We start from the raw sequence: 13746 nt of genomic DNA, 5'->3' as shown, positions 1-13746 counted from the left end.
AACGCTAACGCCTTAACCGAAGGATAGAGAAGGCTCTTGCGGCTGGGAGTAACCTAACGCAAGAGTCTTTTTATTGACGAATTGAAAATAATCCCTTAGTTTAGTCGGCAAGTCCCTTAATTTCTATGCCTAACTCGCCGAAATATAAAGTACTACTGTGTCTTCGGGAGGTTATTTCTTTTGCAGCTTAAACGTACTCTATCGCTTCTCTTATTCATTAGTTTAATCGTGCAGTCACTATCTATTACGGTTGCAACTGCAGCACCGGTTAAATCGGAAGTTCATGCTTTGGCGGGAGAAACAAGTTTCGAACCTTCGGGGTTCTTTCCAATCAAAGGGGCAACATCTGTGGTTCCCAATACGATCTTAAAGCTTACGTTTAATGAGGCAATTATTCTTGGAACGGGCAATATTGTGTTGACCAATGTGGGAGGTACGGCTTTTAGTGAATCCTATGCTATAACAGATACTTCTGTCGTGCAGCTTGATACGGTTAGTACATCGATTATTATCAAACCGCGGAACCCGTTGCCAGCTGGAACTTATCAGGTTACGGTACCTTCTACTGCAGTAATAAGCTACGGAACCCCGACCAAAGCTTTCGTGGGAATCGACGGCATTACGAAACAATGGACGTTTCAGGTCGAAGATCTGCTTGTTACGTATTTATTTCCAGCCATAGCCTCCCAAACCGTTGATCCAGTCAACCAGGCTAATCTATCCATGTCTTTTAATCGGGAGGTCAGTGCAGGCTCAGGGTATATTCAGGTGAAGAGAGCGTCTGATAATGTCACGGTCTATACGAGTGAAATTAAACCGGAGTATATTACAGGACTTACGGTCAACGTTCCAATAAGCGGACTGGACTATAATACGATCTATCATATTCTTATAGACTCAGGAGTACTGAGAGACAAGGTAAATGGTGGTGCATATGCTGGCTTCAGTGCTGGTTTGTGGTCTTTTAAGACTAAACCTGCATTAGATACGATAAAACCGAAGGCAGTATCTTATGCGCCGGTTAATAACGGAACTGTGGGGGACTTGAAGCTCGCCTATTTGTCCATGCAATTCGACGAGAGAGTGTTCGCGAACGAGAACAAAAGTCTAGTTATCACTAACGCGGCTAACGGGAGCTTGGTTTGTACAATCCCGGCAAATTTAACTGTGGATCCGGTTGACGGCAGTAAAATTAATGCGAATCTTAAAGGGGCTTCTTGCCCGGATCTAGTTAATAACACTAATTATACGGTTACGATCGGACCGGATGTTTATCGTGATGCGAGCGGTAATTATTTTGAAGGAGTTTCCTGGAAGTTTAAGGCGTTAGTCGATACTATCCCTCCTGCGATTTCAGCCTATGCGCCTATGGTGTCTTCTACGAATGTAAGTATTTCGACTACCGTTCTGAGCTTGACGTTTAATGAACCGCTTGGTGCTTTGTTGGGAACAGCCAAGGCATATATTTTTCCGCAAAACAGTCCATCAAGTAGGAGAGAGTTAACGATGACTCTCGATTCAGCGAATAACAAAGTATTATTTAGCCTTACAGGAAGCGGAACTCTCAGTAACTCGACACAGTATTCCATATCTGTTCCGGAGAATACTATTCAAGATACGACAGGTAATAAATTCGCCGGGATCTCCAATCCGCTGCAATGGACGTTTCAAACAGGAACGAATAGTATGCCGGTAATTAATAGTTCATCAATCGACGGGGCTAACATTGTGCTAACCTACAATGAGAACCTTGATTCTAATAAGGTTCCAGCTGCTAGTAATTTTTATGTAACGGTCAATGATGTCGTAACTCCCGTAACGGGTGTAACCATCTACAATAGTGAGGTCCGAATATCGTTACAATACAATGTTCTCATTGGACAGACGGTAAAGGTTTCTTACTTTCAAGATGCCAACATTCCTGGAAGACGGTTGCAAAACATAAGTGGAGTCGCAGCTGAATCGTTCAGTAATCGAATTGTAACAAATATGACGGATTCAACGTTACCTAAGCCGGTGAGCGGTACAATTTATGGGGATACATTGACATTAACGTTTAATCGCTCGATACCGTTGCTACCTACTGGTGCTCAGAGCCAATTCACTGTGAAGCAGAATGGCAGTACGATCGGAATTAAATCTGCCGTGGTTTACGGCACGACCTTGAACTTGACATTCAGTTCGAATTCTACAAGTCCGATGCCGGTATCCATAACGTATACGCCAGGCGCAAATCCCCTTAGAGATCAAAGCGGAAACTTGGTGCCGGCATTTACAGACTTCTATGTGCGGAATGTTCATGACAATGCTCCTCCGACGTTATCTTCTGCCACTCTAAACGGTAACAAGATCGTTTTGAACTACAATGAGGGCTTAAACACGACAAGTGTTCCGCCCAAAAATAGTTTCTCTATTGTCGCGAGCGGTACGAACACGGCTTTGCCGACAATCACAAATGTTGCCGTAATTAATAACACGATAGAACTGACCTTGTCGTCTAGCGTCGCAGCCAATATTCCGTTGTTATTGTACTATTACCCTACTTCACCTGCGATTATTGATCTTTCGAGTAATGCAGCGCCGGCTATAGTAGGATTTAGCTTCACAACGGGGTCAAGCGCTGTTGCCCAACTATCGACGTTAAATGCTACGAACAATCAAATCGCGCTGACCTATTCATCGACCTTAAGCGCGACATCGATTCCGTATATCACGCAATATGGGGCGAAGTTTGATGGAGTCGCCGTTCCAGTTACAGCTGTGTCAGTCTCGGGTACCCAGGTCATACTAACATTATCTACGGCTGTTAGAGTAGGACAGCGAGTAACTCTATCCTATAATGTCTCCGGAGTCCCTCTGAAAGACTCCCTTAGTCAATCCGTGGTCGCATTTACTGATTTAACCGTAACGAATAACGGGGGCAGTGGAACTCCTCTTCCGGGTAATTTGCCGGAATATCTGGAATCCGACGGCGCGGGAGGAGTGCGGTTTATCGTTGATAAAGTCTCGACGGCCGTTTCGGCGGCAACGCCTTCAGGTCGAACGGCTAATAGATATATGATCAACGGGGACAAACTGTTAGCTTCTTTTGATGCTATTAAACAAGGTAGCGGCATAACAGTGCCCATGATTACTTTCAAAGTTCCAACGACGGAAGCTGGAGCGCTTGTAGGTATTCCTTTGAGGGCCATCATGGATGCGACTTCTAAAGCATCGAATGCTTCGTTTCGATTGGATTACGGAGATGTCCAGTTCACGATTCCTTTGAAAGCTATTAACTACAATAAACAATTACAATCAACAGGTGGAGATGTGTCCACAGCTTATATTTTACTGAATATCGAGAAGGTTCAGAACACTCCGCTCGCTTCTTCACTTGCGGGTAGGGGAGCACAATTGCTTGCTACGCCAGCGAATTTCTCTGCAAGTATGTTAGCAGGAGGCAGGGAAAGGGAGATTGACGGTTATGAGACGTATGTCACAAGAACGTTCGTTCTCTCGTCTACAGGAGGTACAGGGAACGGCGACATCTCCGTCGTTCGGATCGACAACGATTCTGGGGATGTGACTTATGTGCCTACCAATATCCAGAATGCAACAGGCGGGGTAAATGTCAACTTTAAGCGTAAAGGAAATAGCACCTATGCGGTAATTCGGAATAACGCTGTTTTCACGGATATGACGAAGCATTGGGCAAGAGATGATGTAGCGATATTAGGTTCTAAATTTATTGTTCGTGGACCGACACTGACTACGTTCTCCCCGGGGAGAGAGATTACGCGGTCTGAGTTCGCCGAGTATATTGCAAGAGGATTAGGGCTAAACGGAGCAACAGCCTCGGCGGCAAAGTTTAAAGACGTGGGAACGACATTCAAAACGGCGTCATATATCGGAGCTGTTAGCGATGCTGGGATTGTTGAAGGTGATACATCAGGGAGATTTAAACCGAATGCGCCGATTACCCGGGAAGAGATGGCAACGATTCTCGTACGGGCTATGAAATACGCCGAAGTGCAGACGACTCCTAACAGTTCCGCGCTTAATGAGTTCAAGGACAAAGCCAAAGTAAGTAGTTGGGCTAAAGACGGGATGGCGACAAGCGTAACAGCAGGTTTCATCAAAGGTTCGACGACGAAGACCATTAACCCGCAAAGTAACGCAACTCGTGCGGAAGCGGCGATTATGATTAAACGATTCTTGGAATATGTGGATTTCTTATGAACCATAGTAGACTAGTAGAACACGGTTTAGAGTGGGTAGGTACAAGTCTACGTCACCCCTTCGATCCAGACTTGCCGGTTCTGTTCGTAGGAAGCAAGATGTTTGCTTTACTAGGCAAGACTGGAGAGTATGAGAGCGTCAACCTCAAGGCGGATCCGGAGGAAGCATGGCTACTTCGGCAGCAATATTCCGGGTCCGTTCTTCCGGGTTATCATATGAACAAGAAACATTGGAACACGGTTGTTCTTGATCGCAAGGTGCCTGATGACGAGGTGCTTGCGATGTTAGAGCAGTCTTATCAGCTTGCTTGGAGCAAGCTGAGTAAGCGGGAACGATTAGAGCTTAAGTAAGGCTTAAATAGGTAAGGCGGCGAACTTCGCCGCCTTTTTTATGTTCGTAGCAAATTTGTCCAAACTATTATTTTTGCCGACTTCCTCTCAACGGTGTAACTTTTCGCCTCTTAAAGAGTCTAATAGAGTAGGGCAATCTAGGAGTCTACGTACTTCTGCCAAATTCTAATAGACTTACGGGAGAACAGAATTACATGCTGCAATTACAACCTACACAAGCTCGACATAAACGAAACCGCCTCATTTTGCCATTTCTCGCAGGGGTATTGATTTTTACCGGACCGTTCAACACGGGTGCCATTCCTACCGCGCATGCCGCCTCTACTGCCTCACAAGCTGCTGTTACTTACAAGCTAGTTCAGCAAAGCGAAACCATCGTAACTTCGGGAGTTCGCCAAATTTCTTACGCATGGGTGCCGTCCGACAAGACTAAAGCAACCGAAATGCTTCACGTACTGCAAGTCGATCTCCAGAATCCGTATGTTCAGCTTAACGCGATGGGCGGCCAGAAAGGCAGCGTAACGTCGAGGCAATCGATTGGAGCGATGACGAAGGAGACGGGAGCGATTGCCGGTATTAACGGAGACGTATTCCGTACGGCTAGCGGTACCGAAGGCGTGCCGATGGGAGCGCAGATTACATCCGGACAACTTCTCGTAAGTACGGAGAAGCTGCAAGGAATGTACGCATTCGGAGTGACGAAGGATCGTCAGCCGATCATCGACAACTTTGTGTTTACGGGCACGGTTACGGCTGCCGACGGCGTAACGACTTTCCCGCTCGCGGGCCTCAATAAGTCCGCTTACCGGACAGAACCAGACAAAGCTTATAGCCATGTTAATGCTTTGTACATGTACACGAACGCTTGGACGGCCTCAGAGCGTCCGGCGAACAGCGCGGCGACTCCAACCGAGGCGCTTGTGGTGGATGGTATCGTGACCGAGATTTCAGTATCAGGAGCCATTCAGACGGCGATTCCAGCCAATGGATATATTTTGCGAGGCCATGGAACGGCGGCAAACTTCATCAAGACGAGTCTGATCGTCGGAGACCGAATCAATACGACAAGCTCGCTCCAATCCGCCGACGGTAAATCCTACGACCCGGCCAGCTTCCAGATGATGGTCAGCGGTCATACCCTGCTGCTGAATAACGGAGCTGCGGTACCTTTCACTAGAGATATCAGCGGAGTGAGCGGAAGCGCGGATCGGGCGCGTACGGCAGTCGGATATTCAAAGGATGGCACAACCGCCTATCTGTTAACCGTCGAAGAAAACGGCGGGCGCGAAGGCGTTACTCTTAAAGAATTACAGCAAATGTTAGTAGAGCTCGGCGTATGGAAAGCGGTCAACATGGACGGCGGCGGATCGACGACGATGGTGTCCCGACCGTTAGGAGAGTTCCAGACCCAGTTAACCCACCCAACGTTTTATGGAACGACGCAGCGACAGGTGACGAACGGAATCGGCGTGTATACGACGGCTCCTCAAGGAACGCTGAAAGGGATCGTGGCCAGCGGTGCCCGTACGTTATTCATGGGCCAGCAAGCGACCTACTCTCTGAAAGCTTACGATTCCTATTACAATCCGATAGATCCGAACGGCCTGCAGCCGACATGGAGCCTGGATAAACAATTGGGAGCGTTCGTTGGCGGTACGTTCACGGCATCGAAGCCGGGTTCGGCAATGCTGCAAGTGAACGCGGGCGGCAACGCTTCGGATTCGATTCCGATCGAAGTCATCGGAGAAGCCCAAGTGTCGAAGCTGCTGGTCGAGCCGAACACGGCGGTACTTAAGCCCGGTGCTGTCATTAGCATGCAAGTTAAGGCGCAGTTGACGGACGGCAGACAGCTTAACGTTCCTGCATCCTCGGTGTCATGGGAATTCCGCGGTTTCACCGCGACTTCAAGCGACGGCAAAATAACCGTCAATAAAGTTCAGAACAACATTGCAGCCGGATATGCGATAGCCAGGTATGACGGATTCGGTGCGGTTGCCGTGTTAGCGCCGGGTACGGAGAGGGCGTTGGAAGATTTCGAGAACGTTTCCTACAACGTCGGATTCAGCGCTACGCCAATCGAGACTGTCGGAGCCGCGTCGATCATGACGGGAATTCCGGGACGCGAAACTTCCAAAGTACTGGCGATGGATTATGACTTCACGGTCGGATTTGGCAAGAGATTCGCCAACGCCGTCCTCAATAACGGCAAAGGAATTACGATCGAAGGCACGCCAAGCTCGCTTTCCCTGGATGTGCTCGGCGACCAAAGCATGCACTGGTTAAGAGCGGAGTTTACGGACGTTAACGGCAAGACCGTATACGCTACGATCGCGGATCAGATCGATTGGGCGGGATGGAAGAACTTCCGCGTCGACTTGGCTGCTGCCGGTCTTAAAGGCACCTCCAAACTGACCAAGTTGTATATCGTGAACAAGGAAGAGGACCAGGACGAGCGGGCTATGCAAGGGCAGCTTGCGTTCGACAATCTGTCCTTGCAGTATCCTCCGGATCAGATCGCGGTTGCTCAACCTACGATCGTGATGACGGTCGGGAAGAAACAAGCTACGGTCGATGGCAAGAAAACGATGTTGCCGGGAGCTCCTTTCGTGCAGAAGGGGACCAATACCAACTACTTGCCGCTACGGTTCGTCGCGGATAGTCTCGGGGCGCAGGTCGTCTGGAACAATAAGGCGAAAAGAGTAACGGTGCTGCGTGGAGATAAAATGTTGGAATTGTGGGTGGGAAGCGACAATATGACGGTTAACGGAGTTCGTCAACCGATCACGGTTGCCCCTATGGTCATTAAAGGCAGCGTCTACGTTCCGGTGCGCGTGATTTCGGAACAATTAGGCCAGAAGGTAGATTGGGAGAGCAAAACGAAAACCATTACAATTCACTAATTTTACCCGAAACTCCTAAACCGTTCACGATGAAACTAAGAAATATGATATGATGTAAACAATGCTAGCAAGTGCCGAGAGGCCTTGCCTGGCTAATCTTGCAGGATTTTCAATCGGGCGAACTTTGATTAGGGGAGTCGTATTATGGATTTACATGTGGACCAAATAGATCGCGTGATCCAGAATGCGATCTCCGTTATGGAAGATAGCAAAGTTCAAGTTTTTGAAATTTGCGAGGTCGCCCGACGAGAACTTCTTACCCTAAACCAAGAGCTGGAAACCGTATTAAGAGATACCTCGGAAACGATAGATAAGGTAGACCGACTGGAGCGGGACTATCGTCTTGCGCGAATCCGGCTCACGGAAGTGAGTCGGGATTTCGTAAGGTTCTCCGAGCAGGATATTAAATCCGCTTACGAGAAGGCAACCCAGTTGCAACTGGATCTGATGGTGTACAGGGAGAAAGAAAACTACCTGAAAGCCCGTCGGGACGAGTTGCAGCAACGCGCGAAAAACGTAGAGCTTTCCATCGAAAGAGCGGATACAATTAATTTGCAGATGAGCGTCGTGCTTGACTACTTATCCGGCGATCTGACTCAAGTGACCCGCATTTTAGAATCGGCGAAAAATCGGCAAATGATCGGACTCAAGATCATATTGGCTCAGGAAGACGAGCGTAAACGGATCGCTAGGGAAATTCATGACGGTCCGGCGCAATCTCTGGCCAATCTGGTGCTGCGAACGGAAATCGCGGAGAGATTGCTCGATACGAAAGACCTTGAGGTCGTTCGCAGCGAACTCATCGATCTGAAATCTCAAATCCGCATCGGTTTGGAAGAAATCCGTAAAATCATTTTCAACCTTCGACCGATGGCTTTGGATGACTTGGGACTAGTGCCTACTCTCCGGAAATTCGTCCAGGATTTCGAGGAGAAGACGAGGATCAGGGCGGTTTTCGATACATCGGGTAAAGAGAAGCGACTGCCTAGCGCCATGGAAGCCGCGATGTTCAGGCTTGTGCAAGAAGGGTTCAATAACGCTTTGAAGCACGCTCAGCCGACATTCGTGTCGCTCGAAATGATTTTTCTCGAAAATACGATACAGTTACTGATAGAAGACAACGGTGTTGGTTTTAGTATGGATCAGATAGAAGCCAGAGCGAAATCTCACGCTAATTTCGGTTTGATCGGAATGAAAGAACGCGTAGAGTTACTTCAAGGGAAAATCGATTTCGATTCTAAAATAGGGCAGGGCACCCAAATCAGGATCAACGTCCCCATTAAAGCGGAGTCAGGAAAGGAGTTAATCGCACATGGAGAATAAAACGGCTGTACGTAAGATTAAAGTACTCCTTGCCGATGATCATCAGCTTTTTCGGGAAGGGCTTAAGCGAATACTAAACATGGAGAACGATTTGGAGGTCATCGGAGAATGCGGTGACGGAATCCAGGTACTCGAGTTCTGCAACAAAGAAAAGCCGGACGTTGTCCTGCTCGACATCAACATGCCGACGGAGAACGGCGTAGTGGCGACCGAGAGGCTTCGCGATATTTTTCCGGAGATCAAGGTGATCATCCTCTCTATCCACGATGACGAGAGCTATGTGTTCGAAACTCTTCGCAAGGGCGCGACGGGTTATCTGCTCAAGGACATGGAAGCGGAATCGCTCATCAATGCCATCCGCACGGTGGCGGAGGGACATGCATACATACATCCAAAGGTAACGGGCAAATTGATCAATCAGCTTCGCCGGATGACCTATCTCGACGAGATCGGCGCGACGTCCGGAGCTGCGGCCAGCCGGGAGACGGTTACGAAATTCATCCCGCGCGGCAACAACCCGCTTACTCGCCGCGAAGCGGAGGTGCTTCGCTTGATGGCCGAAGGCAAGAGCAACAAGACCATCGGAGAAAATCTCTTCATCAGCGAGAAAACGGTCAAAAACCACGTCAGCAGCATTTTGCAGAAAATGGAAGTGGACGATCGTACGCAAGCGGTTATCAACTCGATCAAATACGGCTGGGTTACTCTTTAAGCTGGCAGCGAAACCCCTACATAATCGAACTTCACACCGTTCGCGGCAACTGGTCTTTCAACCGACCTGGTGCCGCGAATTTTTGCGTTTTGCCACCTCGCACCAAACACTCCGCCACCCCGTAGACTCGCTTCTCCAACCAACTAAATCGCTTCGGGTCATATTCCCTGCAGCTTGCTGCGAAGAACTAACACGAAGTTAAGAGAGTACCCCTCAACTTACTGCGGGGAAGTGTATTCTTGCTTGTTACGGTCAATATGACCGTAACAACGAGGAAAAACTAAAATTAGTATATTGAGACGGTCAAAAAGGCCGTATCAGCAAGCATTTTCACTGATTTACAGCAAAAAAGAAGGTTGTAACGGTCAAAAAGGCCGTGTCAGACAGTAAGGGAAGAAGAAACTGATCCCAGACGTTCAAATTGACCGTGTCACAAATCAAATGCCTAATAAATCGAGACTTACAGATGGACTCACGCGGTAAAATTTGATTTGTTGGGGTTGTATGTTGGTTGGTGGAAGAAGCAGGTTCTGATCAAGGAGACCATGCAGCAGTTTGCGAGCTTTTTTGTCGCCAATATGGAGATGCGTACACACTTCTGAAACGACCAGTTTGCTGGAGCGGCGTAATCCGAGTCTTAGAATATCCCTTTCCTCTGCTGATAGCCTAACGATTTGATCTGTATTTTTACCATAAACCCAGCGGCCCATGAACTGTTGCAGTATCTGCTGGCACATGCGAGGTCGTTCAACAACATCATCAAAGGAAAAGCGAAGGACTTTCCAACCATCAAGGATGAGATGATTCTGTCGCATGAGGTTGTCCGAGAACTTCGTACGACTAATGTCTTTGGCATGAGAATTAAACCCATTAAATTCAATATCAAGCATGACATGATCTAACAAGAATGCGTAATCCAAGAATCGAATGCCATCCTTAAAATCGCTGACTTCATGTTCTGGATATAAGTTGTCAAAGTTCTGGAACGCAGGCCACCATACATTTTCGAGCAACAACTTCTCACCATGCCCATGCCCTTCAACTAGCCTTCTCAAGCTTTCTCCGCGCCTAGCTTTCTTGTGTCTCTCTAAGAAATGCGTGTAAGCAGTTTCGAAATCCATCCGTATTGCCTCCCTAAAATAAAATAGCCACTCACCCGTTCAACTAGAGCTGAACGAGAAAGTGGCGTGTGCTTCACGACCATAATAGATACGGATTTGAAATTATGCTTATTGTAGTTAACGTGGATAAAAATGTCAATCGCATTTCGCGGACTACGATAGATATGCAGAGTGGCTCAACAATTCATGAGTTCGGAACTCCCTTCCCGTCTAAGGCATATATTGTTGAACGAGTAGACGAAACGACGGAATACGGCGATATTCTTCGTTTGCGTCGCTCACCTTCAGATTAAAGGAGGTGGCCGCGATGATTCCCGGATTATTGTGGATTATCGGCTTTTACGCAGCGGCTGTGGCACTCGTTCACTGGCTAATCAGGCGGAGTTCGGGCGAAGAACGACGCCACTATGTGCTCGTAGCGGGCAACCACCAAATGCAGATCGAATGGTATATTAGGGCTTTGCAACAATTTTCGAGACGAACCGGGACGGAAATCGGGATTACGGTTGTGCTGGAGCAGTCTTCGGACGATACGGGTAAGATCATGGAACGGTTTGCCCGAGGGGGAACCGGGATTGACTGGGTAAGAAAAGATGCGGGCGCAATGGAAAGCAGGCAATCCGTGTCCGCGGATCCCAAAGCCGTATGGGTGGAACTGGCTAGCACGGAAGACTTGGCCCGACTGCCGTTGTGAGTGGAATTGTAGAAGAGGAGTGCTGAAAAAGAATTGCCGAAGATCCGATTTTGTCATACAATCAACTTAATAAGTATGGAATGGAATTCCGGGTGAAGCACACTTCGGATCGCCGCGACGGCGATTTGGGAGTGTGTTTTTTTGTCGTTTGGCTTGTAGGTGGAATTAGCGAGGGGAGAGGGTGAAGTCATGAAGGTTGTTCTTTATGCGGTTCAAACGAGGATAGGATGCAGGGCGTTGCTATCGGTTGCTTGGGAGGTGGATCAGGAATATTGGAGCAGCAAGGCCGATCTGATGATAAGGGCAAGAGAACTTGTGCCGCTGGGGATGGCTGATCGGGCATGCAAATTGCTGAATGCGCGTTGGGATAAGGAATCGAGTCCGGTTGGAAAACAAGTCGACGAAACGAACTCGGATTGGGTGGAAGTATTCGGACAGGCGGTTGGAATTGCATGGGCTGGCTTCAATCATGAGGGAGGGGGCTCACCTGAGATCGTACAAGTGAAATCTATGATTACGCGCCCGAAAGTTGCGAGAGAGCTCGCGGAGGCAGCCCGCTTGGCCGGAGAGCTCCTTGCAGGTCGCTCCCTGCTGAAGGAAGAAGCGACTCAACTGCTTGCCAGCGTTTCGTCCATTGCGACGGCGGATCCTCTCGCCGTCCTGCAGCAAGCTTCGCTTGCCGGAGCCCTGCAGCTCGCCGCTGCCGTGGCCCCTCTCCCGGCCGCTCCGCCGCAAAGCGGCTTCCGCGGTTGGGCTTCGCGGCTGCGCCTCGCTCGCCTCTACGGGCCGGGCGGCAAGCCTAGCCGGCCCGAAGAGCTGATCTGCGGCCGCTGCGGTAGCGGCAGGGATAAGCTGCGACGCACGCCTTGCGCCGCCTGCGGACAAGCCTGCGCTTATTGCGAGGCTTGTTTAGCGATGGGGCGCAGCCGCGAATGCGAGCTGCTCGTCATTGGCGTGCCGCGGCAGGGTGCTGAGCAATCGCGTCTGTCCGTGGCTTCGCGTAACGCTGGACACTCACGTAGCTTTTTTTCCGCGCCGCAAGGCTCTGTGCAATCGTATCTGCCCGTTGTTCTAAGCAACGCCTCACAATCGCCCAGCTCATTATCCGCGCCGCAACTCGCCGATCCATCACGTCTGTCCGAGCCTTCGCGTAATGCTGCCCTATCGCCTGACTCTTTTTCCGCGCACAACAATGCACGTTCCGCACAAAATGTTTCCCTCCCCACCTCCAATGAAACCACCCCAAACCTCACCGATCGCTGGGGACTAAGCCCCGCCCAAAGCGACGCAGCCGCCAAAGCGCTAGCTTATCTGAACGCTCCGTACGAAACACGGATAGGCCATTCTTTCCTGCTCTGGGCAGTCACGGGCGCCGGCAAAACCGAAATGATATTTCCGCTGCTGGAAGCGGTGCTTGCCCGGGGCGGGCGGGCGCTGGTGGCGACCCCTCGCAGAGATGTCGTGCTCGAGCTTGCGCCAAGGCTTGCTAAAGCTTTTCCGCATTACGAACGCGTCGTCCTGTATGGAGGAAGCGCCGATCGCTGGGAGAATGGGGCACTAACGCTGGCCACGACGCATCAATTAATGCGGTTTCAGGAAGCATTCGACCTCGTGTTGATCGATGAGTTGGATGCGTTCCCCTATCATAACGATGCCATGCTTCACTACGCGGCGGACAAATGCCGCAAGAAAAGAGGCACCACCGTCCTGCTCAGCGCGACTCCTCCTTTACCCTTACAGCGGGCGGCAGCCAAGGGACGACTCCCGAATGCGAGAGTCCCGGTGAGATATCACCGCCATCCCTTGCCGGTACCGCAACGCGTCACCCTCGCGTCGGTCACCGATATGCTTCGCAAACAAAACTTGCCGCCGAAGCTAGTTAAACCACTTCAACATTCTATCCAGCGCGGCGCGCAAATTTTTCTGTTCGTTCCCTACGTCAAACAAGTCGAACCGATCGTCCAGCTTCTTCGGCGCTACGCCCAACAGCTTCGGATTTCGCCGCTAGCCATATCGGGCACCTCCTCCAAAGACGAAGTACGCACGGAAAAAGTCGTTTCGTTTCGCGAGCACGCTATCCAATTGCTTGTGACGACTACAATCCTTGAGCGGGGAGTAACGATTCCCAAGAGCGACGTGTATATTTTGGATGCCCATAATCGCTTGTTCGACGCTGCATCGCTTGTTCAAATGGCCGGAAGAGCCGGTCGTTCGGCTGCCGATCCATACGGAGGAGTGTTTTTCGGGGCTCCCGAATGGACATCATCTCAGCGCGGAGCGATCCGGCAAATTAACGAAATGAACGGATTGGCCAAGCGGCGGGGATATTTCACGCCATCGTTAGAGCCGGATCCCGTTCGCTGAGCGGTAAAAAATGCCACGGTTTGTAACTTTCCAACCTTATCCTTCGTCTGATTAGGAGAGA

8 protein-coding genes are annotated in these 13746 nt (G+C 49.8%); 7 read left to right on the top strand and 1 reads right to left on the bottom strand.

What is annotated here, in order from left to right; all coding sequences use genetic code 11:
- Positions 1-180: 180 nt before the first annotated feature.
- From HH215_RS20080 to HH215_RS20060, 5 genes are all read left to right on the top strand, one after another.
- The gene (locus HH215_RS20080) at positions 181-4221 is read left to right on the top strand and encodes a SwmB domain-containing protein (protein ID WP_169281509.1); all 4041 of its coding nucleotides are present in this window, start codon (positions 181-183) and stop codon (positions 4219-4221) included.
- Complete coding sequence (locus HH215_RS20075) at positions 4218-4571, top strand: MmcQ/YjbR family DNA-binding protein (protein WP_169281508.1); 354 nt, start codon at positions 4218-4220, stop codon at positions 4569-4571. The genes HH215_RS20080 and HH215_RS20075 overlap by 4 nt, the downstream gene beginning before the upstream one ends.
- A 194-nt stretch (positions 4572-4765) precedes the next feature.
- Complete coding sequence (locus tag HH215_RS20070) at positions 4766-7471, top strand: stalk domain-containing protein (RefSeq protein WP_169281507.1); 2706 nt, start codon at positions 4766-4768, stop codon at positions 7469-7471.
- A gap of 144 nt (positions 7472-7615) precedes the next feature.
- Positions 7616-8794, top strand: a complete 1179-nt coding sequence (locus HH215_RS20065) for a sensor histidine kinase (protein WP_169281506.1) — start codon at positions 7616-7618, stop codon at positions 8792-8794.
- Positions 8784-9506 (top strand): response regulator, encoded by a 723-nt coding sequence (locus HH215_RS20060; RefSeq protein ID WP_169281505.1) that lies wholly within the window; start codon positions 8784-8786, stop codon positions 9504-9506. Before HH215_RS20065 ends, HH215_RS20060 begins: the two co-directional genes overlap by 11 nt.
- Positions 9507-9943: 437 nt before the next feature.
- On the opposite strand, the gene HH215_RS20055 is transcribed toward HH215_RS20060, so the two are convergent.
- Positions 9944-10627: a putative endonuclease domain-containing protein gene (locus tag HH215_RS20055; protein WP_169281504.1), complete on the bottom strand. Its 684-nt coding sequence runs from the start codon at positions 10625-10627 to the stop codon at positions 9944-9946.
- 307 nt (positions 10628-10934) lie between these two features.
- On the opposite strand from HH215_RS20055, the gene HH215_RS20050 reads away from it, so the two are divergent.
- Together HH215_RS20050 and HH215_RS20045 are read left to right on the top strand one after the other, a co-directional pair.
- Positions 10935-11321 (top strand): hypothetical protein, encoded by a 387-nt coding sequence (locus tag HH215_RS20050; RefSeq protein WP_169281503.1) that lies wholly within the window; start codon positions 10935-10937, stop codon positions 11319-11321.
- A 189-nt stretch (positions 11322-11510) separates the two neighbouring features.
- The gene (locus HH215_RS20045; RefSeq protein WP_254450157.1) at positions 11511-13685 is read left to right on the top strand and encodes a helicase-related protein; all 2175 of its coding nucleotides are present in this window, start codon (positions 11511-11513) and stop codon (positions 13683-13685) included.
- Positions 13686-13746: the final 61 nt, after the last annotated feature.

The sequence above is a fragment of the Cohnella herbarum genome (assembly GCF_012849095.1).
GTDB lineage: Bacteria > Bacillota > Bacilli > Paenibacillales > Paenibacillaceae > Cohnella > Cohnella herbarum.
Note: the sequence above shows the minus strand (reverse complement) of the source record. Positions and strands in the feature narration are given on the sequence as shown.

What these genes read in the sequence shown, in the direction of transcription:
- HH215_RS20075 (WP_169281508.1), top strand. Translation starts at nt 4,218, where the DNA reads ATGAACCATAGTAGACTAGTAGAACACGGTTTAGAGTGGGTAGGTACA.
- HH215_RS20070 (WP_169281507.1), top strand. Translation starts at nt 4,766, where the DNA reads ATGCTGCAATTACAACCTACACAAGCTCGACATAAACGAAACCGCCTC.
- HH215_RS20065 (WP_169281506.1), top strand. Translation starts at nt 7,616, where the DNA reads ATGGATTTACATGTGGACCAAATAGATCGCGTGATCCAGAATGCGATC.
- HH215_RS20060 (WP_169281505.1), top strand. Translation starts at nt 8,784, where the DNA reads ATGGAGAATAAAACGGCTGTACGTAAGATTAAAGTACTCCTTGCCGAT.
- HH215_RS20055 (WP_169281504.1), bottom strand. Translation starts at nt 10,627, where the DNA reads ATGGATTTCGAAACTGCTTACACGCATTTCTTAGAGAGACACAAGAAA.
- HH215_RS20050 (WP_169281503.1), top strand. Translation starts at nt 10,935, where the DNA reads ATGATTCCCGGATTATTGTGGATTATCGGCTTTTACGCAGCGGCTGTG.
- HH215_RS20045 (WP_254450157.1), top strand. Translation starts at nt 11,511, where the DNA reads ATGAAGGTTGTTCTTTATGCGGTTCAAACGAGGATAGGATGCAGGGCG.